This window comes from Flavobacterium ammonificans, from assembly GCF_020885975.1.
GTDB lineage: Bacteria > Bacteroidota > Bacteroidia > Flavobacteriales > Flavobacteriaceae > Flavobacterium > Flavobacterium ammonificans.
The window spans coordinates 2179366-2201636 of sequence record NZ_AP025183.1; the positions used below are offsets into that span (position 1 = coordinate 2179366).

At 33.9% G+C, this 22271-nt stretch carries 22 protein-coding genes; 9 read left to right on the forward strand and 13 right to left on the reverse strand.

All coding sequences use genetic code 11. The features are described from left to right. Window positions 1-37: 37 nt before the first annotated feature. The gene (locus LPC23_RS09870) at window positions 38-805 is read left to right on the forward strand and encodes a carboxypeptidase-like regulatory domain-containing protein (RefSeq protein ID WP_229325114.1); all 768 of its coding nucleotides are present in this window, start codon (window positions 38-40) and stop codon (window positions 803-805) included. Between the two features lie 252 nt (window positions 806-1057). On the opposite strand, the gene LPC23_RS09875 is transcribed toward LPC23_RS09870, so the two are convergent. Continuing rightward, the gene (locus tag LPC23_RS09875) at window positions 1058-2521 is read right to left on the reverse strand and encodes an aminoacyl-histidine dipeptidase (protein WP_229329948.1); all 1464 of its coding nucleotides are present in this window, start codon (window positions 2519-2521) and stop codon (window positions 1058-1060) included. A 101-nt stretch (window positions 2522-2622) separates the two neighbouring features. On the opposite strand from LPC23_RS09875, the gene LPC23_RS09880 reads away from it, so the two are divergent. The 3 genes from LPC23_RS09880 (at window position 2623) to LPC23_RS09890 (ending at window position 4919) form a co-directional block, all read left to right on the forward strand. Beyond that, on the forward strand, window positions 2623-3684 hold the full coding sequence (locus tag LPC23_RS09880; protein WP_229325118.1) for a DUF3810 domain-containing protein: 1062 nt from the start codon (window positions 2623-2625) through the stop codon (window positions 3682-3684). Between the two features lie 120 nt (window positions 3685-3804). After that, window positions 3805-4299: an RNA polymerase sigma factor gene (locus LPC23_RS09885; protein ID WP_229325120.1), complete on the forward strand. Its 495-nt coding sequence runs from the start codon at window positions 3805-3807 to the stop codon at window positions 4297-4299. Window positions 4300-4304: 5 nt separating this feature from the next. Further along, window positions 4305-4919: a hypothetical protein gene (locus LPC23_RS09890; protein WP_229329950.1), complete on the forward strand. Its 615-nt coding sequence runs from the start codon at window positions 4305-4307 to the stop codon at window positions 4917-4919. Window positions 4920-4946: 27 nt separating this feature from the next. Here the strand turns inward: LPC23_RS09890 and LPC23_RS09895 are convergent, their stop codons facing one another. Further along, window positions 4947-5756, reverse strand: a complete 810-nt coding sequence (locus tag LPC23_RS09895) for a lysophospholipid acyltransferase family protein (RefSeq protein ID WP_229329952.1) — start codon at window positions 5754-5756, stop codon at window positions 4947-4949. Between the two features lie 77 nt (window positions 5757-5833). Continuing rightward, window positions 5834-6478, reverse strand: coding sequence for an NUDIX hydrolase (locus LPC23_RS09900; RefSeq protein ID WP_229329954.1), 645 nt, complete (start codon window positions 6476-6478; stop codon window positions 5834-5836). 90 nt (window positions 6479-6568) lie between these two features. On the opposite strand from LPC23_RS09900, the gene LPC23_RS09905 reads away from it, so the two are divergent. Beyond that, entirely contained in the window at window positions 6569-7009 is a 441-nt protein-coding gene (locus tag LPC23_RS09905; RefSeq protein ID WP_229325127.1) for a DUF4268 domain-containing protein, read from the forward strand. On the opposite strand, the gene LPC23_RS09910 is transcribed toward LPC23_RS09905, so the two are convergent. From LPC23_RS09910 to LPC23_RS09955, 10 genes are all read right to left on the reverse strand, one after another. Next, entirely contained in the window at window positions 7010-7426 is a 417-nt protein-coding gene (locus LPC23_RS09910; RefSeq protein WP_338032142.1) for a hypothetical protein, read from the reverse strand. Continuing rightward, window positions 7426-8376, reverse strand: a complete 951-nt coding sequence (locus LPC23_RS09915; RefSeq protein ID WP_229329956.1) for an NAD(P)H-dependent flavin oxidoreductase — start codon at window positions 8374-8376, stop codon at window positions 7426-7428. The genes LPC23_RS09910 and LPC23_RS09915 overlap by 1 nt, the downstream gene beginning before the upstream one ends. A gap of 15 nt (window positions 8377-8391) precedes the next feature. After that, window positions 8392-9582, reverse strand: coding sequence for a tRNA 2-thiouridine(34) synthase MnmA (gene mnmA, locus LPC23_RS09920; RefSeq protein WP_229329957.1), 1191 nt, complete (start codon window positions 9580-9582; stop codon window positions 8392-8394). 54 nt (window positions 9583-9636) lie between these two features. Then, on the reverse strand, window positions 9637-10353 hold the full coding sequence (locus LPC23_RS09925) for a toxin-antitoxin system YwqK family antitoxin (protein ID WP_229329959.1): 717 nt from the start codon (window positions 10351-10353) through the stop codon (window positions 9637-9639). A 68-nt stretch (window positions 10354-10421) separates the two neighbouring features. Further along, the gene (gene yidC, locus LPC23_RS09930) at window positions 10422-12326 is read right to left on the reverse strand and encodes a membrane protein insertase YidC (protein ID WP_229329961.1); all 1905 of its coding nucleotides are present in this window, start codon (window positions 12324-12326) and stop codon (window positions 10422-10424) included. 49 nt (window positions 12327-12375) lie between these two features. Further along, window positions 12376-13989, reverse strand: coding sequence for a CTP synthase (locus LPC23_RS09935; protein ID WP_229329964.1), 1614 nt, complete (start codon window positions 13987-13989; stop codon window positions 12376-12378). Between the two features lie 144 nt (window positions 13990-14133). Beyond that, entirely contained in the window at window positions 14134-14370 is a 237-nt protein-coding gene (locus LPC23_RS09940; RefSeq protein WP_229329965.1) for a DUF3820 family protein, read from the reverse strand. Window positions 14371-14376: 6 nt separating this feature from the next. Continuing rightward, a complete protein-coding gene (locus LPC23_RS09945) occupies window positions 14377-15561 on the reverse strand; it encodes an ABC transporter substrate-binding protein (protein ID WP_229329967.1) in 1185 nt (394 codons plus the stop codon). 101 nt (window positions 15562-15662) lie between these two features. Then, window positions 15663-17192, reverse strand: coding sequence for a glutamine-hydrolyzing GMP synthase (gene guaA / locus LPC23_RS09950; RefSeq protein ID WP_229329968.1), 1530 nt, complete (start codon window positions 17190-17192; stop codon window positions 15663-15665). 58 nt (window positions 17193-17250) lie between these two features. Beyond that, on the reverse strand, window positions 17251-17943 hold the full coding sequence (locus LPC23_RS09955) for a hypothetical protein (protein WP_229329970.1): 693 nt from the start codon (window positions 17941-17943) through the stop codon (window positions 17251-17253). A 236-nt stretch (window positions 17944-18179) separates the two neighbouring features. Here LPC23_RS09955 and LPC23_RS09960 point away from each other — a divergent pair, with 236 nt between their 5' ends. The 4 genes from LPC23_RS09960 to LPC23_RS09975 all read left to right on the forward strand — a co-directional run bounded on the left by LPC23_RS09960 (window position 18180) and on the right by LPC23_RS09975 (window position 22259). Then, window positions 18180-19436, forward strand: coding sequence for a chloride channel protein (locus LPC23_RS09960; protein WP_229329972.1), 1257 nt, complete (start codon window positions 18180-18182; stop codon window positions 19434-19436). Between the two features lie 70 nt (window positions 19437-19506). Then, complete coding sequence (locus LPC23_RS09965) at window positions 19507-20511, forward strand: DHH family phosphoesterase (protein ID WP_229329974.1); 1005 nt, start codon at window positions 19507-19509, stop codon at window positions 20509-20511. Window positions 20512-20514: 3 nt separating this feature from the next. After that, window positions 20515-21132 (forward strand): gliding motility-associated peptidyl-prolyl isomerase GldI, encoded by a 618-nt coding sequence (gene gldI, locus LPC23_RS09970; RefSeq protein ID WP_229329976.1) that lies wholly within the window; start codon window positions 20515-20517, stop codon window positions 21130-21132. 8 nt (window positions 21133-21140) lie between these two features. Beyond that, complete coding sequence (locus tag LPC23_RS09975) at window positions 21141-22259, forward strand: peptidylprolyl isomerase (RefSeq protein WP_229329978.1); 1119 nt, start codon at window positions 21141-21143, stop codon at window positions 22257-22259. The last annotated feature ends 12 nt before the right edge of the window (window positions 22260-22271 follow it).

Here is a 22271-nt window from a genome sequence, read left to right on the forward strand (position 1 = left end):
CGACTGATTTATTACTTTTAAAGTCTTAAACCAGTTTATGAAATATTTTGTAGTTTTCTTTTTTATACTACTTACAACAAATCTAGTTGCTCAAGAAGTAGAAATTTCCGAAAAAGTATCAGGAATTGTTGTAAATGACAATACAAACCAGCCACTATCTAATGTTAATATTATTAACCTTAATAAAGTTAGGGGGACAACTACAGATGGAAATGGTCGTTTTGAAATAAATGTTCATGTAAATGATACTTTACATTTTACCATTTTGGGATTCCAACCCCTTCGAGTTAGAGTTACAAATGACTGGATCAAGAACAAGAGTACCCGAATTCAGTTAACTGAAAAAGCAATTGCTTTAGAAGAGGTTATCATAAGACCGTTCAACTTAACTGGTTATTTAGAAGTAGATTCTAAATTGATTCCAACCAAAGAAAACTTCCGTTACAGTATTTCTGGTTTAACCCAAGGCTATGAAGCGGGTGAATACTCTCCTAACGCTTTTGGACGCGTAATGGGATCTATTTTTAATCCCGCGGATATGTTGTATAATTTCTTCGGTAAAAAGCCTAAAGAGCTCAAAAAACTGAAAGAAATGAAGAAAGATGATACTGTTCGAAAACTCTTAGAATCCAAATACGACAGAGAGACCGTTACTGCGCTATTGGGAATAGACACCAAAGAAATTAGCGAAATATTGAAACGTTGCAACTATTCCGAATCATTTATTCAATCAGCTAACGACTTACAAATTTTGGATGCTATAAGTGGTTGTTATGAGGAGTATAAAGTTTTGAAAAAGAAATAATTACTGCTTTTTACATCTCACATAGTTTAGATATCGTATATTTAGTAAATAATAATATTTAAATAAAATAGAATCGAAAATGGCAAAAAGTCAAGATGCTAAAAAAACAGCAAAAAAAGAACCTCTAAAAACAGCTAAAGAAAAAAAAGAGGAAAAAAGAGAAAAGAAAAACAATCCTAAAAGAGACTAAGTAATAACAAAAAGCCTCATCTATAAAACAGATGAGGCTTTTTTATTAAAAATAATAAATTACTATTTCAAAGGGATAGAAGCTAATATCTCCACTAAAAATTTCCAAAATTTTTGAGACGAAGAAACACTAGCTCTTTCATCTGGCGAATGTGCACCGTGAATCGTAGGTCCAAAAGAAATCATGTCCATTTCAGGGTAGTTAGCGCCTAAAATTCCACACTCTAAACCGGCGTGACAAGCCACTACTTTTGCTTTTTCATTATTCTGTTTTTCATAAATAGAGGTCAGAACATCTAAAATTTCTGATTTAGCGTTTGGAGTCCAACCTGGATACGAACCTGAAAATTCCACTTCGCAACCCATTAATTCGAAAGCTGAACGCAACCCATTTGCCAAATCCATTTTAGCCGATTCTACTGAGGAACGTGTTAAACATTGTACTGACAGTTGTCCGTTACCCAATACAACTTTTGCAATATTATTTGAAGTTTCAACTAACCCATCAAAATCAGCACTCATGCGGTATACACCATTAAGAGCGGTATACATAGCACGAACAAAATAAAACTGAGCTATAGATGGCATCACTTTGACTGGAACTGTTTCCATTTTTTCGAAAACAATCTCTAAATTTGGCTCCGTACTTTTCAATTCCGATTTGATTTCGTTTACGATTTGTTGCATATCAAACACAAACGCTTCATCGTATACTTCAGCAATAATAACTTTTGCCACACTCTCGCGCGGAATAGCATTGCGTAAACTTCCTCCTTGAATGGAAGCAATTTGTAATCCGAAATTATCAAAGCCGTCAAATAACAAGCGATTCATAATTTTATTAGCATTCCCCAATCCTTTATGAATATCCATTCCTGAATGACCTCCGTTCAAGCCTTTAACAGTAATGGTGTATCCAACAGAACCTTCTGGAGTTGCTTCTTCATCATATTCAGCAGTCGCAGTCACATCAATTCCACCCGCACATCCAATATCAATTTCATCGTCTTCTTCGGTATCTAAATTTAAAAGGATTTGTCCTTGTAAAATTCCACCTTTTAAGTTCAAAGCGCCCGTCATTCCAGTTTCTTCGTCGATAGTAAATAAAGCTTCAATAGCTGGATGTGGTATGTCTTTACTTTCTAAAATTGCCATAATAGCAGCAACTCCTAGTCCATTATCTGCACCTAAAGTAGTCCCACGAGCACGAACCCAATCTCCATCTACATACATATCGATTCCTTGAGTATCAAAATCAAAGACCGTATCTGCATTTTTTTGGTGTACCATATCCAAATGCCCCTGTAGCACAACTGGTTTTCTGTTTTCCATTCCAGGTGTTGCTGGCTTTCGTATTATTACATTGCGAATCTCGTCTTCAAAAGTTTCTAGTCCCAATTGGTTTCCAAAATCTTTCATAAAGGCAATAACTCGTTCTTCTTTCTTAGAAGGTCGAGGTACGGCATTCAAATTGGCAAACTGATTCCAAAGTACTTTAGGTTCTAAATTGCGTATTTCTTGGCTCATATAATGTATTCTATTTTAAATATCAAAGGATCAAAGTTACAAAGTTTAATATCGTTATGAATTGATATTGTGATTATATTTACATCTCAAAAATACATTTTGTGAAACGCCAAAAACTACTTCCATTTTTACTTTTGATACAAATCATACTGATTCCATTTCTAGGATATTTTCCAGATGAAGTGGAACGGTTTTATAGTAACGGTTGTTATCCTTTCATATCCAAATCATTGCGAATCCTCTTCGGAAATATTCCGTTTTCAGTTGGAGACGTTCTCTATTTTCTATTGATAGTATTCGGAATACAATGGGTTTGGACCAATCGAAAGTCTTGGAAGACCGATTGGAAAAATAATATACTAAAAATAGTAAGTTGTTTTTCCTTGATTTATTTTGCATTTCATTTGCTGTGGGGTTTTAATTATTACCGCCAACCTCTTTTTGAGAAAATGAAAATTGAACGGGACTATACTGATGCTGATTTATTGGTTTTTACCAAAAAATTAATTGCTAAAACGAATGCGGTTCAGTTTCAGTTAACACAAAACAAAAACACAAAAATCGCATTTCCCTATTCACAAGAAAAAGTGTTTCAAATGAATACAGAAGGATATAAAAATGTAGCTACTCAATATTCTTTTTTTCAGTATTCTGTATTAAGTGGGAAACAATCACTCTTTAGTTTACCACTTACTTATATGGGTTTTGGCGGCTATTTGAATCCGTTTACCAATGAAGCCCAAGTGAACTACTTACTACCGATGTACCACTCGCCTACTACAAGTTGTCACGAAATGGCACACCAAATGGGATATGCTAGCGAAAGTGAATGCAATTTCATTGGTTTTATGGCTTCGGTAAAAAACAAGGATTTGTATTTTAAATACTCCGGTTACAGCTTTGCTTTGCGGTATTGTCTAGCGAATTGGCAAATGCGAAATAAAACTGTTTACAAACAATTATTGCAAACCGTTCACCCAGGAATTTTGAAAAATTATGAAGAGAGTGATGACTTTTGGAAAGCCTATGAAACTCCTATCGAAACAGGATTCCATTTATTTTATGATACTTTCTTAAAATGGAATCAACAAAAAGACGGTATGGAAGGTTATAGTAAATTTGTCAACTTAATGGTCAATTATTACAAAAACAAGCCTCTTTAGATAAACACTAATTTCACAAATTAGCAGAAATGCAAATTCAATATCAAAAATCAATTGCGGCATAGTGCCATAGCTGCAAAAAATATGTAACAAAACAACACAACCTACTACTAACCCAATATGAAATCGGAATTAGAGCACTCTTTTGTCAAACAACTTCAAGAGAATCAGAATATAATCCACAAAATTTGTCGATTGTATACTGAGGATGAGGATGCGCATAAAGATTTGTTCCAAGAAATTACGATTCAGCTTTGGAAAGCTTATCCTAAGTTTAGAGGTGATAGTAAATTCTCTACTTGGGCGTATCGTGTTGCTTTGAATACTGCCATTACATTGTACCGAAAGACGAAGCGATCTATAAATACTGTAGGCTATGAAGGGAACTCCCACTTTATCCCTGAGGTTAGTTACAATTACGAAGAAGAAGAACAACTCAAATTATTATACAAAGCTGTCTATCAGCTAAATGACATAGAAAAGGCCCTCATTTTCATGTATTTGGAAGACAAAGATTACACAGAAATTGCCGAAACACTAGGAATTACTGAAGTGAATGCAAGAGTAAAAATGAACCGAATAAAAGGAAAATTAAAAAAACTATTAAATCCTTAATGAATATGAAAGAGCTGGATTTACTTAAAAAAGATTGGCAAAAGAATGAGGGTTCTTTTGAACAACTGAGCGAAAAAGACATTTATGCTATGATTCATAAAAAATCATCTTCTATAGTGAAGTGGATTTTGATTGTAAGCATATTAGAATTTGTCATTTTGAATGGGATAGGATTGTTACTTCCACAAGATCCCTACTATTCTAAATACGATGAATTACATCCTTATCTAAGCCTATTAGAAAACCTGAACTATTTTGTCATTTTAGGTTTCATAATTTTATTTTTTAAAAACTACAAAACCATCTCCATATTAAATAATGCAACGCTTTTAATTCAACACATTTTAACCACACGGAAAATAGTGAACTATTATATATATTGGAATATATTAATAACTGGATATATCGGTGCATTTGCTTTTATCGATGGGTGGAATGATAGTTGGAAAGAATCCGGAAAACCAGGTAGTATTCCTGACAATGGAATTGGAATGATAATCCCATTTATATTAGCTATGCTGTTTATAATGTTGTTGATTTGGGGATTCTATAAACTACTGTATGGGAATTTCTTAGGTAAATTAAAAACCAACTACGAAGAACTCAAAAAAATAGAATAAAAAAAAGAGGCTAAAGCCTCTTTTTTTTTATAAATCCCATTTTCGCAAAGCATTTAATTTTTCTTGTTCATCCAATTCTTCAGCAGGAATTACCTTTAAAAAAGAGGGATGTTGTTCAATTGCATACTCTACTTTTTCAACAATATCTTCTATACTATCATTTTCATAATCTATTTCTAAAGGCTCTTTGATGATAAATGATTGCAAAATTCCTTTCTTTTTCATTCGAAGTCCTTTTTTATCAAAAGAACGTCTAAATCCATCAATCACAATTGGAACTACAATAGGTCTATGATCTTTTATTATATGAGCCGTTCCTTTTCTAACTGGTTTAAACGATTTTGTTGTTCCTTGGGGAAAGGTGATAACCCAGCCATCTGCTAGAGCTAATTTAATATTCTCAGTATCATTAGGATTGACATCTCTTTTTTCTGTAACATCCACTCCTTTAGCTCGCCAAGTTCGTTCAACTGAAATAGCTCCAACATAAGCTAATATTCTAGGTAATAATCCAGCGCGCATGGTTTCCTTGGCAGCAACATAATACACATTCATCTTAGGCTGCCACAAATAACCCACATTTTTAATGGAATCTGTTCGTCCGCTCAAACTAGCATTGAAAACATGAAACATAGCTACAACATCTGCAAAATAGGTTTGATGATTCGAAATAAATAAAACATTAGATTCTGGTAAATTCTTGATTATTTCAGAACCTTCTATCTGCAATTCATTAAATCCTCTATATCGTCTATGCGTCAAACATCCTAAAATTCGGATGAGCCATTTTTTGATAAATAGGATATGGCCAAAAGGATTTCTCTTTAACAATCCCATACTTTTAGTGTGTTTAAATTTATTGAGGTGGCAAACTTACAAAAAATATTTTTGATGAAATCTGAAACAAGAAGTGGCTACAACTTAGCTTCTAAAGTTACTTTCAACACCTCTTTTAACTCGCTCAACATCATAGCAGTAGCTCCCCATACAATGTGATTTTCAATTTTAAAAGCAGGCAATACTATCGAAGTTGATTCTGAAGTGGGTATCTCAGTTTCTACAACTATGGAATCATTTAATAAAGTAGAAATTGGAAGTTCAATTATTTGAGCGACCTCTGAGGGATCTGGAATAAAACGAATTTCATCTCGACAGAGTCCGAAAAAAGGATGAACTACAAAATTACTTGGCGGAATATATACTTCTGTGAATGACTTAATAATTTCCAATTGATCAGGGTGTACCCCTACCTCTTCAAAAGTTTCTCGTAAAGCTGTATTCGAAAAGTCTGTATCATCTTCTTCAAACTTTCCTCCTGGAAATGCAATTTGAGCTGAATGCACTCCTTCATACTCATTTCGAACAATTAAAACAATATGTGTTTCTTCTTGTTTGGGATAACACAACATTAAAACTGCAGCGGTTCTTGGTAAAGAATCTTTATAATTGGGTTTTGACATAATTCGTTCCAAAGGAGCCATTTTTACATGCGCATCTATTGCCGGTAATTCAGCAGAAATGAATTGAGGAACAAATTGTAAAAAATCTTGGAAATTCATATTCAAAGTCTATTTTTGCACAAACAAAGCATTGCTAAATGTAGTTTAGAAATTACAATTGCGCAAACTATCGATTAAAAAAAGGAAATAATGTATAGTAAGGAAGAAGCACAACGATTGAAGCGTGAATTTTGGATTGCTTTCGCAGAAAAATACCCTCGAAAATGGCTGTTATACGATACCAAAATAAAAGATTTTTCCTTTAAATTTTTTGTCGATAATAAAAAGGCGCAAGTACTTATTGATATCGAATCGCGAAACGACCAAAAAAGAATTGCCTATTTTGAGAAATTAGAAGCTCTTAGAACTATTTTAGAAGAAGAATTTGTAAAGGACTTGGTTTTCGAAAAAAATTTCTTTTTAGAAAACGGCAAAACCATTAGCCGAATTTGGATTGAAAAAACGGATGTAAGTGTTAGTAATCGTAATTATTGGGATATCATTTTTGATTTTTTCAATGATAAAATGGCGGCATTAGAATTATTTTATGCTGAATACGATGAGTTCATTAAAGATATTGATTTGGACTAATTAATCCGCGTTAAAGATATTGTATACTATTATTTGGTCGCCATAATTAATATACAATTGCTTTCTATTGTCCTGATTTTTTCGAGTAATAATTGATAAAGTACAATCAACTCCATCATTATCAACGCAACTAAAAGTATACACAATATCGGTTTTGCTTTCGCTAGAAGGTTGGTAGTCTAAAATTTGAAACAATTGGATTACTTGAGAATAAATTACTATTCGGTTTTTATTGGTATCCAATGTAACTCGAATATTAGCCAATTCTAAATCAGACCATTTACCCCACTTCCCATTTGCACTTTTTTCCAATACACTAAATCCAGACGTATTAAAATTGTACGACTGAGCATTGGCTTCTTGGGAACCAAAACAAAAAAAAAGCAACCCTATGAAAAGCAGTTTTTGAATCATCATTAAGAATTGAAAAGCAATTGAGCACTCTCTTTTTGTGCCAAATTAAATTCTGAAAGTAGGTTGTTAAAAATTTGACTTACAGGTAAAATTTCATGAATTAAACCTGCAATTTGACCAATTTCCAATTCTCCTTCCTCTAAATCTCCTTCAAACATACCTCTTTTTGCTCTTGCGCGACCTAATAATTGAATTAAATCTTCTTGAGTAGCTCCTTTTGCATATAAGTCTTGAACGTCGTGGTAAAATTTATTTTTAATCAAACGAACTGGAGCCAATTCTTTTAATGTTAATTGGGTATCACCTTCTTTTGAACTGACAATAGATTCTTTAAAATCAGTATGCGCTGAAGATTCAACAGAAGCAGCAAAACGGCTTCCCATTTGAACCCCGTCAGCACCTAAAACCATTGCGGCTAACATTCCTCTTCCTGTAGCAATTCCTCCTGCTGCAATTAACGGAATTTTAATTTTTTCCTTAACCATTGGAATTAATGTGAGCGTAGTAGTTTCTTCTCGCCCATTATGACCTCCAGCTTCAAAGCCTTCAGCTACTATAGCGTCAACGCCAGCTTCTTGCGCCTTTAAGGCAAAAACGGAACTGCTAACAACATGTACAACTGTCAGTCCATTTTCTTTCAAATACGGAGTCCAAGTTTTTGGATTTCCTGCTGAAGTAAAAACAATCTTTACTCCTTCTTCAACAATTATTTTTAGGATTTCTTCCACATTTGGGTACAACATTGGCACGTTCACTCCAAAAGGTTTGGAAGTCGCTTTTTGACATTTTCGAATGTGTTCTCTCAAAACTTCTGGATACATAGATCCAGCACCAATCAAACCTAAACCACCAGCATTACTGACTGCAGAAGCTAATTTATAGCCACTATTCCAAATCATTCCTCCTTGAATAATTGGATATTTGATATTAAAAAGTGAGGTGATACTATTCATATTGTTACTACTAAATTATGAAATTACTCCTGAACCCACCAACTCATCACCTAAATGCCAGGCTACAAATTGACCTTCTGTTATTGCTGATTGTGGTTCTTCAAAGGCTACATACATTCCGGTTTCAAATTGGTATAAAGTTGCTTTTTGTAAAGGTTGTCGGTAGCGAATACGTGCCATAACTTCCATCGACTCACCCTTGGCTAAAGCCAAATCGGTACGAACCCAATGCAATTCTGAATTAGCAATAAACAACGCTTTTTTAAACAATCCAGGATGATGACTAGTTAATCCAGTATAAATTGTATTTGTTATAACATCAGTTGCGATAATGAATAATGGATCTGTTGTTCCACCAACATTTAGTCCTTTGCGTTGACCTGTAGTAAAATAATGAGCGCCTTGATGTTTCCCAACAATTTTTCCCATATCTGGAGAATATTGAATTTTATTGGATTCAAAAGCCAAAAGCTCTTCTAATGAAAGTCCTTCAGGTTGAGTAGAATTATAGACTGGATGATTTTTATCAATCTGTATAATTACACCTTCTTTAGGCTGTAATTTTTGTTGTAAAAATTCAGGTAAACGTACTTTACCAATAAAACACAACCCTTGCGAATCTTTCTTCTCGGCAGTGATTAAATCCATTTGTGCGGCAATTTCACGCACTTCTGGCTTGGTTAAATTCCCTATTGGAAATAAGGCTTTTGCCAATTGCTCTTGTGATAATTGACATAAAAAATAGGATTGATCTTTATTATTGTCCGCCCCAGCTTTTAGTTGAAATATTGTTTTTCCATCCACTTCAATTTCGCCTTTTTGACAATAATGTCCCGTTGCTACATAATCCGCATCAAGACTTAAGGCAATTTTCATAAAAACATCAAACTTGATTTCGCGATTGCACAATACATCGGGATTTGGAGTTCGTCCTTTTTCGTATTCGTTGAACATATAGTCCACGATTTTTTCTTTGTATTGTTCGCTTAAATCTACCGTTTGGAAAGGAATTCCTAATTTTTCAGCTACTAATAAAGCATCGTTGCTATCTTCTAACCAAGGGCAATCATTAGAAATGGTAACTGAATCGTCGTGCCAGTTTTTCATAAACAGACCTATGACTTCATAGCCTTGTTGCTGTAATAAATACGCAGCTACACTTGAATCAACACCCCCTGAAAGTCCAACAACTACTCGTTTCTTCACGATTATATTAAATTATTAAAAAAGTAAAATTACAACTATTTACTTAGATTAAGATTATTTAGGTAACGTACTTTTGGTTTTTGGAGATAAATCAGTACTCTTTTTCTTTACTAATTTACCATCTTCCAGTACTTCCCAAATTCCAACTTTTACTCCTTTTGAAAACGTACCTTTGGAAATAATTACTCCATTGACATCTCTAAAAATAGCTAATCCATCATATTCATTTTTAGAAAAGGATGATTCTTCAAGAACAATTCCGCTTTCAGTAAACTTTTTATAGGCGCCTTGCTTCAAATTGTTGACATAATTAATTTGTTCTGCCATTTTCCCGTTAGGAAAATAAACGGTTCGCACTCCTTCTAACTTACCGTTTTTATAATTCTCTTTTGTCATTACAGCAGTTGATGCGTAGTGATAGTAAATCCATTCCCCTTCAAAAAGTTTATTCACTACTTTACCTTCACTTACCTTATTTTTATTTTGGTCATAAAAAATAGTGTACGCTGAATTATCTTTTGGATTAAATTCACGTGTTGCAATAACAGTTCCTTTTTGGGTGTCGTCAAAAAATTGGAATAGACCCACTTCTTTACCGTTTTCAAAAGTTCCTTGGTATCGTGGTCTTTTTGACTCTTCATAAACCCCTTTCCAAATTCCCTGTTTTAATCCTTTAGCATCAACTTTATTAAAGACTTCTTGAGCTTGAATACATCCAAAACTCATCAAAAACAAAACCCATTGAATAGATTTTTTAAACCTGTTTTTCATACTTACTATCGTTTTAAACAATTCGTATCGCAAAAAAAATCTCGAATTATATCGAGATTTTTTTTATTTTATTTTTTGTTTCGCTGTGCTTTCTGCGCTTCGGCTTGTTGCATAGCTTCTTGTAATTTTTGTTGAAACTTACTAGGTTTCTTTGGTTCCTTCAATTTATTCTCTTGAATTTGAGCGTGAATTTTATCACTATCTATAAAGTACTTCTTTATGACAATCATTATTCCAATAGTAATCAAATTCGAAATAAAGTTATACAAACTCAAACCTGCTCCATAACTATTGAAGAAAAATAACATCATTAATGGCGACACATAAATCATAATTTTCATTATTTGCGCCATATCTGGCATTCCCTCTTGCGGTGGAGCTGCCATCTGTTGATCTCCAGTAGTCATTTTCATATAAAAGAAAATCGCAATTGCGGCTAAAACCGGGAACAAACTAATATGATCTCCATACAACGGGATATGGAACGGTAATTTCACAACCTCATCAAAAGAAGACAAATCATCTGCCCAAAGGAAACTTTTTTGTCTTAATTCAAAAGCTGATGGGAAGAACTGAAATGAGGCATACATAAACGGTAACTGAATCAAAGCTGGAATACAACCCGCCATTGGATTTACACCCGCTTTGTTGTACAACTTCATTGTTTCTTGTTGTTTCTTCATTGGATCTTTTTTGAATTTCTCACCCAACTCAGTAATTTCAGGACGCAATACCTTCATCTTAGCTTGAGACAAAAACGATTTAAACGTAATTGGCGACATCGCTAATTTAATTAATATGGTAAAGAGAATAATCGCAATACCATACGAAATGTAAGAACCTAGGAAAGCAAATAATGGGATAAAGATAAAACTGTTAATCCAACCTATAATTCCCCAACCAAGAGAAATAATTTTTTCTAAATTCTTATCATAATCATTTAAAATTTGATAATCTGTTGGTCCTAAATACCAATTCATCTTATAGTCTATTTCTCCATTTGAAAAAGCCAAAGGGATTTCTGCTGTGAATTGTTTGGTAAATACTGTATCGATAGCTTCGTCTTTCACTAAGTCATTTGAGACTAATTTAGAAGAAGCAAAAGGTTTATCTGTCAATAAAATGGTAGAGAAGAAATGTTGTTTAAATGCAACGAAAGTAGCATTTTCTGCATTTTCTTCGGAGTTTTCACCTTGGCTAACATAGTCAATTTTACCATCTTGGTGTTCGAAATACACTTCAGTATACCTATTTTCATAAGAAATACTTTTCTCATTTCTATACGTTTTCATACTCCATTGTAAATCCAATGGTTTCGAAGTATTAAGAACTTTATTTAATCCTTGGGAACGAACATCAAAACCAATCATATAGTTGTTTGGTCTCAAAATATATTTGTACTCCAAAAAGTCATTGGCGCCCGATTTCAATTTCATAGAAAGGATTTGATCTTCACCTACTTTTGTTAAACTAGGTTCAAAAAACAAATCTTTGGTTTGCAAAGTTCGGTTGTCAGACGTTTGAAGAACTACATTCAGATTGGTATTGTTATCCTTGATTAGTTCTACTAATTGACCAGAACCTTTTTTAAACTTTTCGTGTTGTTTTAAAACAGCCTCTACAATAAAACCTCCTTTATTGGCAATTTTTAATTTTACCACCTCGTTTTCTAGAGTAGTAAAATCGGATTTTGCAGATGGAAGAGTAGCCGAATAAGCAAAACTCCCTAAGGTTTTTTGTAATTGTACTAATTGAGTGGAATCACCAGTTTCAACCACCGCAACAGCAGCTTTCTCAATGATTTTTTGCTCTAACTCTTTTGCTTTAGCTGCTTTGGCAACCAATTCTTTTTTAGCTTTTTCAGCAGCAATTACTTTAGGATCAGGTTGATTTTGATACATAATCCAAATCAAGATTCCAAAAATCAATATAAAACCAATAATTGAATTAAAATCTAATTTTTTTTCTTCCATTCTATTTTTTAAAAAAAGTTATTGTGTAAAGAAACGAATTTCTTTGAGATTATTTTTTCTTAGCTTTAACTGCTGCTGCTACAAAATTTACAAAAATTGGGTGCGGATTAGCAACTGTACTCTTATATTCAGGGTGGTACTGTACTCCAATGAAAAACGGATGATCCTCAATTTCTACAATTTCAACCAAGCCGGTTTGCGGATTTGTTCCGGAAGCCTTTAAACCTGCTTTATCCAATTGATCTAAATACGCACTGTTAAACTCATAACGATGACGATGACGTTCTGAAATAGATGTGGCTCCATAAATTTTATGAGCCAATGTTCCTGGCTTAATATCACAATTCCAAGCACCTAGACGCATAGTACCTCCTTTGTCTGTAACTGTTTTTTGCTCTTCCATTAAGTTCACCACAGGATTCAGCGTTTTCTCGTTCATCTCTGTTGAATTAGCATCGGCAAGACCCAATATATTTCTAGAATACTCGATTACCGACATTTGCATTCCTAAACAAATTCCAAAAAATGGAATTTTATTTTCCCTTACATAACGAACGGTTTCGATTTTACCTTCAATTCCTCTTTCTCCAAAACCAGGTGCTACCAAAACAGCATCTAATCCACCTAATTTTTCATTAACATTCAATGCGTCAATATATTCAGAATGAAGGGAAATTACATTTACTTTGGTTTCGTTAGCTGCACCAGCATGAATAAAAGCTTCCAAAATAGATTTGTAACAATCCTGCATTTCTACATATTTCCCTACCAAACCAATATTGACAGTATGTTTAGGGCTTTTTAATCGCTTTAAAAAAGTATTCCAATTTTTTAAATCGGGAGCTGCTTTTTTAGGCAAGTCTAGTTTTTTCAATGCCACAACGTCCAATCCTTCTTCTAACATTAAGTTAGGCACTTCATAAATAGTTGAAGCATCTATAGATTGAATAACAGCTTCTCTTTTTACATTACAAAACAAGGCTAATTTGTTGCGGATTTCGTCCGAAATTTCATGCTCTGTTCTACAAACTAAGATATCTGCTTTGATTCCGCTTTCCATCAAAGTTTTTACTGAGTGCTGGGTTGGTTTTGTTTTCAATTCTCCGGCTGCTGCCAAATACGGCACTAACGTCAAATGAATCACAATTCCGTTATTTTCTCCCAATTCCCAAACCAATTGACGTACCGATTCGATATAAGGTAATGACTCAATATCACCCACAGTACCACCAATTTCAGTAATGACAATATCATAATCGCCTGATTTACCAAGCAATTGCATTCTGTCTTTAATTTCATTGGTGATATGAGGAACTACCTGAACGGTTTTTCCTAAAAATTCTCCTCTGCGTTCTTTTTCAATTACAGAAAGATATATTCTTCCCGTGGTTACATTATTCGCTTGAGAAGTTGGAACATTTAAGAACCTTTCGTAATGACCTAAATCCAAATCGGTTTCAGCGCCATCATCAGTAACATAACATTCACCGTGTTCATAAGGATTCAATGTTCCTGGATCTACATTAATATACGGATCAAACTTTTGAATAGTTGTTCTGTATCCTCTTGCTTGTAATAATTTCGCCAACGAGGCTGCAATAATCCCCTTCCCTAAAGAAGAAGTAACACCGCCAGTAACAAAAATATATTTCGTTTGATTCATTCTGTATTAGTTTGTATTGTAGTTGTGTAAAAAACGGAGCAAAAATACAATTATATATTGAGAAAATACGAATTTAAAATTGTGAAAATAGGAAATTTTCAATAAAATTAGACTGCTTTGAAAATGCTCTTTATATGTCTTTTTCTATTTAACGGGTTTAGGATATTGCTTATTAATATTTCGAATTAAGTCTTCTAATCCGTTTAATTTTAGTTCATAAACTAATTGCAATTGTTGACCTAATTCGCCTTTTGGAAATCCTTTATTATTGTACCAAACCACATAAAATTCGGGTAAATCGATCAAATGCCAACCTTCATATTTTCCAAAAGGCATTTTAGTATGTGCCAGTTTGATTAATTGTTTTTGATCGTTTTCCATTTCAGTTTACTTTGCCACTTTAAGTTTCAAATCGGCATCGTAATATAAAATATAAGTACCCTTATTTGCATATCCACCATTTTCTGTTTTGACGTATTCAAACTTACTCTCTACTTGTTCAGTAGATTGAATCGAAAGACTGTCTAAAAAAGAGGTGGTTTGAGACAAACGCATCAAGGTATCGAAAGTAACATCGAAACCCCGAATAGCGAAAACACTTGGAGTGATTTTATTTTCTGCCTTATATGTATTTTCAAATAACATAGCTTCAGCCGAGTCATTTTCTCTACTCATTGAAGGATACAACAGCTTTAATTTGATTAAACTTTCAAATTCAATTTCGTCAGTATCCAAAGTTTCATTAGGTTCCAAAATCACTAATTGCACATTGTAAAAAGGTTGTGCACTCAACATAGCAGTTAAGGTGGCTTTAATCATAGTGGTATTCGCAGTTTCCATAACCACATAATTGATTTTATTTTTTACCAATTGCGATTTTAAACTACCCACATTCAAAGCTCCATTTGGATCTAAAGCCGCAAAGCGAACGTCTTTTTGATTCTCAGCTATATATTTTTTTACAGATACTTTCTTCTTATCTACTACTGCAATCACATTTCCATTTTTGGAACGCATAAAATCAAAAATAGCGGCTCTAATTATAGTGGGAGAGGTAATGGTTTGAACCAAATTAGGAAATGATTTTCCAACTTCTTTTGACAAAGGAGAAATTACTGCCACTTGAGATGCCGATAATAACTCCGCCGTTTTCTCAATATTTGCTTGATAAAAAGGACCGATAACTGCTGAAAAAGTATCTAGTCGATTGTCGTTAATAAGTTTGGCTATATTGGAGCTGCTTTTGGTTTCTTCCGAATCAAATACGCTTACATCAATTGAAATTCCTAACTTTTTAATTGAATCAATAGCTAATATTGCACCCGAATAAAAATCCAAAGTCATATTCAAAAATTTATCTTTCTTCAAACGATCTGCAAGAGTATTAACCGTGTCGTTTTGTACCTTAGTTAAATTAAAAGGCAAAAGCAATGCTACCTTTTTCGATTGATTAATCGAGGGTTTCTCTAACTGTAATGTGTTACTTTGATTTTGAGTTGTCGTAATTTCTTGCGCAACAATTCCGTTGACAAACAAAAGCGCACCAATAAGTATTTTAAAATAACAGTTCATTTTTTTCTTTATTAACCGATTCCTCTTTAACAATCGAACGGTATCAAATTTAGGATAAAATCTGATACCGTTTCTATTAAAAATTTCAATTTAAGTACTAATTATTCCCACTCAATTGTGGCAGGTGGTTTTGAACTAATGTCATACACCACACGATTTACTCCTTTTACTTTATTAATGATTTCGTTTGAAATTTTCATCAAGAAATCATAGGGTAAGTGAACCCAATCCGCTGTCATTCCATCAGTAGATTCCACAGCACGAAGCGCCACTACTTTTTCATACGTACGCTCATCACCCATAACTCCTACACTATTCACAGGCAACAAGATAGCTCCTGCTTGCCAAACTTTATCATACAATCCCCAAGATTTCAATCCTTCAATAAAAACAGCATCAACATCTTGCAAAATTTGTACTTTCTCTGGTGTAATATCTCCTAAGATTCGGATAGATAATCCCGGACCTGGAAAAGGATGTCTCCCTAATAATTCTGGATCAATTCCTAAAGTAGCACCTACTCTACGCACCTCATCTTTGAAAAGCATACGCAAAGGTTCTACAATTTGTAATTTCATATAATCAGGTAAACCACCTACATTGTGGTGCGATTTAATGGTGGCTGATGGTCCTTTTACAGAAACCGACTCAATCACGTCAGGATAAATAGTTCCTTGCGCTAGCCATTTTACATCTTCAATCAAATGAGATTCATCATCAAAAACTTCGATAAAAACACGTCCGATGATTTTACGTTTGGTTTCTGGATCACTTACTCCTGCCAATTCAGACAAGAAACGATCTTCAGCATCTACTCCTTTCACATTCAATCCCATTCCTTTGTATTGATTCAATACACTTTGAAATTCGTTTTTACGAAGTAAACCGTTATTAACAAAAATACAATATAAGTTTTTACCGATAGCTTGGTGCAATAATACTGCCGCAACAGTTGAATCTACTCCACCAGAAAGACCCAAAACCACTTTATCGTCTTGTAGTTTTTCTTTCAATTCGGCTACCATATCAGTCACAAAAGCGTTTGGTGTAAAGTTTTGAGGCACCTCAGCAATATGAACTAAAAAGTTCTCTAACATTTTAGTCCCCTCGGAAGAATGATACACTTCTGGGTGGTATTGGATTGCATAGGTAGTTTCACCTTCAATTCGGTAGGCAGCAAATTCCACATCGTGTGTACTTGCTAATTTAACTCCGTTAGTAGGCAACGCTTTAATGCTATCACTATGGCTCATCCAAACTTGACTGTTTTGAGAAATTCCTTGAAAGAAAATTTCATCTTCTTTTATGTAGGATAGATTCGCTCTTCCATATTCTCTAGTGTTGGAAGCAGCAACTTCTCCGCCGCTAAAGTGAGCTAAATATTGCGCTCCGTAACATACTGCCAACAAAGGCAATTTACCTCTAATTTGAGACAAATCAGGATGAGGAGCATCCTCTGCACGAACAGAAAATGGACTTCCACCTAAAATTACGGCTTTGTAAGGTGATAAATCTGTTGGAAAATTGTTGTAAGGAAAAATTTCGCAGAATATATTTAATTCGCGAACTCTACGCGCAATAAGCTGTGTGTATTGCGACCCGAAATCTAAAATAAGTACGTTGTGTTGCATGCGCAAAAATACTTTTTAAAATCGGAATTGAAAAATGGATTTTAAAAAAAATAGTTATTTATTCTTTAACCAATAAAATCGTTGCTTTAAAGCCTGTTCCAAGGTTCCATTGGCTTGCCGATATCAAACTTCCTTTGTCGTCATAGACTCTAAATTCAGCTGTATTAGGGCCCGAAGTTCCTTGATTTAATGCTTCAAAATCAATTTTGTTAAACCCTTTTTCCAATACAATTTCAAAACCTTTAAACACACCTTCAAGTGTTACTTGACTTTCTATAATTTTATCATTCAAATACACTCTAATCATATCTCCATCTACAAACTCAGCATCTCGATACATGACTCTAGCTTTATCTGCTTTGGTTTTAAAATCTCCTAAATTTTGATTTCTTCTGTATATGATAGCGCCTGGATCATCTTCTTTTTTATTTAAACGCGCTTCTACTTCCCCACCTGGCTTAATAAACTCATTTTTTTGAATCATAGAAAAACCATTGGTTTGTCCTAACTGATAGGATTTTGCTGGTGCAGGTTTGGTAAACTGTGCCTCTGGACTATTAAAAACATTAGGAGCTTTAATAGATGGAATATCAGAGTTAGCTGGAGTAGTTTTTTTTGGCTCTGGCAATTTTTTCGGTGCAATTGGAAATTTTGCTGCAGGGATAGCTTTGAACTTAGTAGAAAACTCGCTTTGAGCTTGTACTTGATATGTCCATCCAAAAATTACAATAAAAAAAAATAATTGTTTCATTATACCTTGCACTGCTATTACTTCAATACACAAAAATAGTATAAATACTTTTTGTGCCTAACGTATTTGAAATTTCTTAACAAAATACTGTTCAATTCTAAAGGAATAATTAGAGTAGGATGCGTTCAAAGCTTGAATACAAAAAATGAATTCTAAATTTAGTTGGATTGTTTTTTAAAATCAAAAATAAATGATTGCGGAAATTAACCTATTTTTGAGCCATAATAATAATGCTAATGCAAAATATATCCCTACAAAAAATAGTACGTATTTCCTTTCAATGGATGGTTATATGTGCTTTGATAGGACTATTTTCTGGTTCGGCATCCGCTTTATTTTTAGTAGCATTAGAATGGGTTACCCAAATTAGAGAATACAATAACTGGATCATTTGGTTATTGCCACTTGGTGGTTTACTCATTGGTTTAGTATATCATTATTATGGGGCTTCAGTAGTAAAAGGCAACAATTTGCTTTTAGAAGAATACGAAAATCCGCAGCAACCCATTCCGTTCAAAATGGCGCCTTTGGTTCTCATTGGCACTTTAATTACTCATTTAGTGGGGGGCTCGGCTGGTCGCGAAGGTACCGCAGTACAAATGGGTGGAGCCATTGCCGACCAATTTTCGAACTGGTTTAAATTGGATCAAAACGATCGAAAAACAATTCTTATTTTAGGCATTAGCGCCGGATTTGCTTCCGTTTTTGGAACACCTTTGGCCGGGGCTTTATTTGCTCTAGAAATAGTGTATTTCTGTAAAATCAATCTTAAAAGTGTGCTTTTGTCTTTTGCGGTAGCTTATGCAGCCTATTATACAGTCGAGTTGTGGCAAGTTAACCACACACATTACAGTATTCCTATTTTAGCTGAATTAAATGGTACCAATTTACTTTGGACTATTGTAGTCGGAATTATTTTTGGCTTAGCTGCTTTGTTATTTTCTAGATCAGCTCATTTTTGGAGCCATTTATTTTCAAAATACATTCAATATGCTCCGATTCGACCTTTAATTGGAGGTACTATTTTAGCGATTATCCTTTTTTTCATCGGAACCACAAAATACATTGGTTTAGGAATTCCAGAAATAGTGAAAGCATTTTCAACACCTAATGATTCCTATGATTTTCTTTTAAAAATACTATTTACCGGTTTTACATTAGGAGCTGGTTTTAAAGGAGGCGAAGTAACTCCGCTGTTCTTCATAGGAGCTACTTTAGGAAGCGCTTTATCTGTTGTTATTCCTTTACCAATAGCGCTTATAGTAGGTATGGGGTTTGTTGCTGTTTTTTCTGGGGCAACCCATACTCCTATTGCTTGTACTGTTATGGGAATGGAATTGTTTGGAATTGAAAGCGGAATTTTTATTGGCATTGCTTGTGTCGTAGCTTATTTTACTTCAGGTTCTGTTGGGATTTACTCTTCGCAAATACATAAAGGCCCAAAACACTACTTATATCAAAGAATAAAAAAAACAAAATTAGACTTCTTTTAGAATTGTATGAACTAGGTTAAATATTTAAATGATTTTCCGTTTAAATTAAAAAAATGTAATTTCGCATTCTATGAAAAAAGAAGATATTCAAGCCATTCAGGAACTATTATCTAGTCCGAAAAAAATTGCGATAATTCCACACCGTGGTCCTGATGGTGATGCTATGGGATCTACTTTAGGTTTATACCATTTTTTACTTAAAAACAACCACCAAGCTACTGTAATTTCACCTAATGAAATGCCTTACTTTTTAGAGTGGCTTCCGGGAGCTAATTCGGTTAAAGTATTCGAAAAAGACAAAGCAGTTTGCACACAAATTCTGGAAGAAGCTGAAATCATTTTTACCCTTGACTTTAATGCTTTGCATCGTACTGGAGAAATGGAAAATGTGTTAAACCAACTTTCAGCTCCGTATATCATGATTGACCACCATCAATTTCCACATGATTATGCAACTTATACTTATTCTGACACTAATTTTGGATCAACCTGTGAAATGGTGTACAACTTCATTTCTTTTTTAGGTAAAAAATCTGACATTGATCAAACCATAGGAACTTGTATTTATACTGGAATTTTAACCGATTCAGGTTCGTTTCGTTTCCCGAAAACAACAGGGACTACTCATAGAATCATTGCAGAATTGATTGAGTTAGGAGTTAAAAATACTGAAATTCCCAATTTACTTTTTGACAACAGTTCTTTTGGGCGTTTGCAAATTTTAGGTCGTGCATTACAAAATATGAAAGTATTTACTGAGCATAAAACAGCCTACACCTATTTGACGCAAGATGAATTGGATTCCTTTGACCATATAAAAGGAGATACAGAAGGAATTGTTAATTACGGATTAAGTATCAAAGGAATTGTTTTTTCTGCTATTTTTATTGAAAATAAAGACGAAAAAATTATTAAAATATCGTTTCGTTCTCAAGGAGATTTTGATGTAAATCAATTTTCTAGAGATCATTTCAATGGAGGAGGACATATCAATGCAGCTGGAGGAAAATCAGAAAATTCGATGGAAGACACTATTCGAAAATTTGAAGAATTAGTCAAAAACTTAGCCGTCTAAATCATGAGAAAATTTATCTATACATCAGCAATAACTATTCTTTTTGTGCTTTCTAGTTGCCAAAAGAGCCAAGTAGCAAGAAAACCTATTTCGCAAAGCTCCGGTTCATTTATGAAAGAATCTGTGGATCGAAATAAAAAATTAATTGCAGGAGAAGAAGCTGAAATTGCTAGAGTAATTCGTCAAAACAAAAAAGTGAAATTTATTGCCTCGCCTAAAGGCTATTGGTATGCTTATGCAACAGTAAATACAAAAGATAGCTTAACTCCTAAAAAAGGCGATGTGGCTTTATTTGACTATGAAGTTAAAGATTTAAAAGGTCGAATTATTTATTCCAAAAACGAATTGGGACCTCAAACCTATTTTGTTGACAAACAAAACATCATGGCTGGGCTTCGAGAGGGAATTAAAATAATGCACCGTAAGGAAAAGATAAACTTTCTATTTACTTCTCATATCGCATACGGATATCATGGAGATAATAACAAAATTGGAACTAACAAACCTCTTTTATGTATTGTTACCCTCCGTGATTTTATGTCGGAAGCTGATTACGATAAAAAAATGAAAGCTACTACTAATCCAGTTTCGAAAATTCAAAATGATTCTGTAACTAACTAATATTTGAAATGAAAAAAAGAGTTCTATTAGCTTTAGCTTTAATTGTCTCGTTATATTCTTGTAAAGAGGATAACAATAATTTACCAGATGGCTTATTTGCCAAAATTGAAACCAATAAAGGAGAAATCATTGTTCAATTAGATTATGAAAAAGCGCCCATTACAGTTGCTAACTTTGTAACACTAGCGGAAGGTAAAAATGAATTTGTTACCAATGAAAACATCAAAAACCGACCTTTTTATGATGGATTGAAATTTCACAGAGTGATTGAAAACTTTATGATTCAGGGAGGAGATCCACTGGGAACAGGTTCTGGCGATGCAGGTTATAAATTCAAAGATGAAATCACAGATGCTCGTTTTGATAAAGCAGGTGTTTTAGCCATGGCGAATAACGGTCCAGCTACTAATAGCAGTCAGTTTTTTATAACGCATCTTGAAACACCTTGGCTAGATGGAAAGCATACTATTTTTGGTCAAGTAGTTGGCAATGGAATGGAAGCCGTAAACAAAATTCTTCAAGATGATTACATGAGTAAAGTAACCATTATTCGTAATGGAGATGCCGCTAAAAAGTTTGATGCGGTTAAAGTGTTTCACAATTATTTTATTACAGAAGCCGAAAACCAAAAAAAACAAGCCGCAATTGATGCTGAAAACAAACGTATCTTTAATGAAAAGTACAAAACCGTCATTGATGCTAAAGTAAAATACTTTGCTGAACTGAAAGCCAAAGCAACTAAAACTAAATCAGGCTTAGAATTTGTTATTACTAAAAAAGGCGGAGGTGCTAAACCTAAGGCTGGAACTGGAATTTTTATTCATTATGCTGGTTTTTTAGAAAATGGGATATTATTTGACAGCAGTATCGATGGTGTGTGCAAAACCTTTGGTACTTTTGATCCTAATAGAGCAGCTCAAAACGGCTACCAACCTATTCCTTTTCAAGCGGGTAAAAAAGATGGTATGATTCCTGGTTTTATTGAAGGAATTGAGCAACTTTCTTTCGGAGATAAAGCAGTCATATTTATCCCATCAAAATTAGGATACGGAGAGGCAGGTGCAGGAGGAGTAATTCCACCTAATGCGAATCTTATTTTTGAAATTGAGTTAGTAAAAGCACAATAATTAAATTATAAA

What these genes read in the sequence shown, in the direction of transcription:
- yidC (WP_229329961.1), bottom strand. Translation starts at nt 12,326, where the DNA reads ATGGAAGAAAAAAAATTAGATTTTAATTCAATTATTGGTTTTATATTG.
- LPC23_RS09955 (WP_229329970.1), bottom strand. Translation starts at nt 17,943, where the DNA reads ATGAAACAATTATTTTTTTTTATTGTAATTTTTGGATGGACATATCAA.
- LPC23_RS09875 (WP_229329948.1), bottom strand. Translation starts at nt 2,521, where the DNA reads ATGAGCCAAGAAATACGCAATTTAGAACCTAAAGTACTTTGGAATCAG.
- LPC23_RS09960 (WP_229329972.1), top strand. Translation starts at nt 18,180, where the DNA reads ATGCAAAATATATCCCTACAAAAAATAGTACGTATTTCCTTTCAATGG.
- LPC23_RS09905 (WP_229325127.1), top strand. Translation starts at nt 6,569, where the DNA reads ATGTATAGTAAGGAAGAAGCACAACGATTGAAGCGTGAATTTTGGATT.
- LPC23_RS09895 (WP_229329952.1), bottom strand. Translation starts at nt 5,756, where the DNA reads ATGGGATTGTTAAAGAGAAATCCTTTTGGCCATATCCTATTTATCAAA.
- LPC23_RS09870 (WP_229325114.1), top strand. Translation starts at nt 38, where the DNA reads ATGAAATATTTTGTAGTTTTCTTTTTTATACTACTTACAACAAATCTA.
- LPC23_RS09935 (WP_229329964.1), bottom strand. Translation starts at nt 13,989, where the DNA reads ATGAATCAAACGAAATATATTTTTGTTACTGGCGGTGTTACTTCTTCT.
- LPC23_RS09965 (WP_229329974.1), top strand. Translation starts at nt 19,507, where the DNA reads ATGAAAAAAGAAGATATTCAAGCCATTCAGGAACTATTATCTAGTCCG.
- gldI (WP_229329976.1), top strand. Translation starts at nt 20,515, where the DNA reads ATGAGAAAATTTATCTATACATCAGCAATAACTATTCTTTTTGTGCTT.
- LPC23_RS09890 (WP_229329950.1), top strand. Translation starts at nt 4,305, where the DNA reads ATGAAAGAGCTGGATTTACTTAAAAAAGATTGGCAAAAGAATGAGGGT.
- LPC23_RS09915 (WP_229329956.1), bottom strand. Translation starts at nt 8,376, where the DNA reads ATGAATAGTATCACCTCACTTTTTAATATCAAATATCCAATTATTCAA.
- LPC23_RS09900 (WP_229329954.1), bottom strand. Translation starts at nt 6,478, where the DNA reads ATGAATTTCCAAGATTTTTTACAATTTGTTCCTCAATTCATTTCTGCT.
- LPC23_RS09885 (WP_229325120.1), top strand. Translation starts at nt 3,805, where the DNA reads ATGAAATCGGAATTAGAGCACTCTTTTGTCAAACAACTTCAAGAGAAT.
- LPC23_RS09925 (WP_229329959.1), bottom strand. Translation starts at nt 10,353, where the DNA reads ATGAAAAACAGGTTTAAAAAATCTATTCAATGGGTTTTGTTTTTGATG.
- LPC23_RS09975 (WP_229329978.1), top strand. Translation starts at nt 21,141, where the DNA reads ATGAAAAAAAGAGTTCTATTAGCTTTAGCTTTAATTGTCTCGTTATAT.
- guaA (WP_229329968.1), bottom strand. Translation starts at nt 17,192, where the DNA reads ATGCAACACAACGTACTTATTTTAGATTTCGGGTCGCAATACACACAG.
- LPC23_RS09945 (WP_229329967.1), bottom strand. Translation starts at nt 15,561, where the DNA reads ATGAACTGTTATTTTAAAATACTTATTGGTGCGCTTTTGTTTGTCAAC.
- LPC23_RS09910 (WP_338032142.1), bottom strand. Translation starts at nt 7,426, where the DNA reads ATGATGATTCAAAAACTGCTTTTCATAGGGTTGCTTTTTTTTTGTTTT.
- LPC23_RS09940 (WP_229329965.1), bottom strand. Translation starts at nt 14,370, where the DNA reads ATGGAAAACGATCAAAAACAATTAATCAAACTGGCACATACTAAAATG.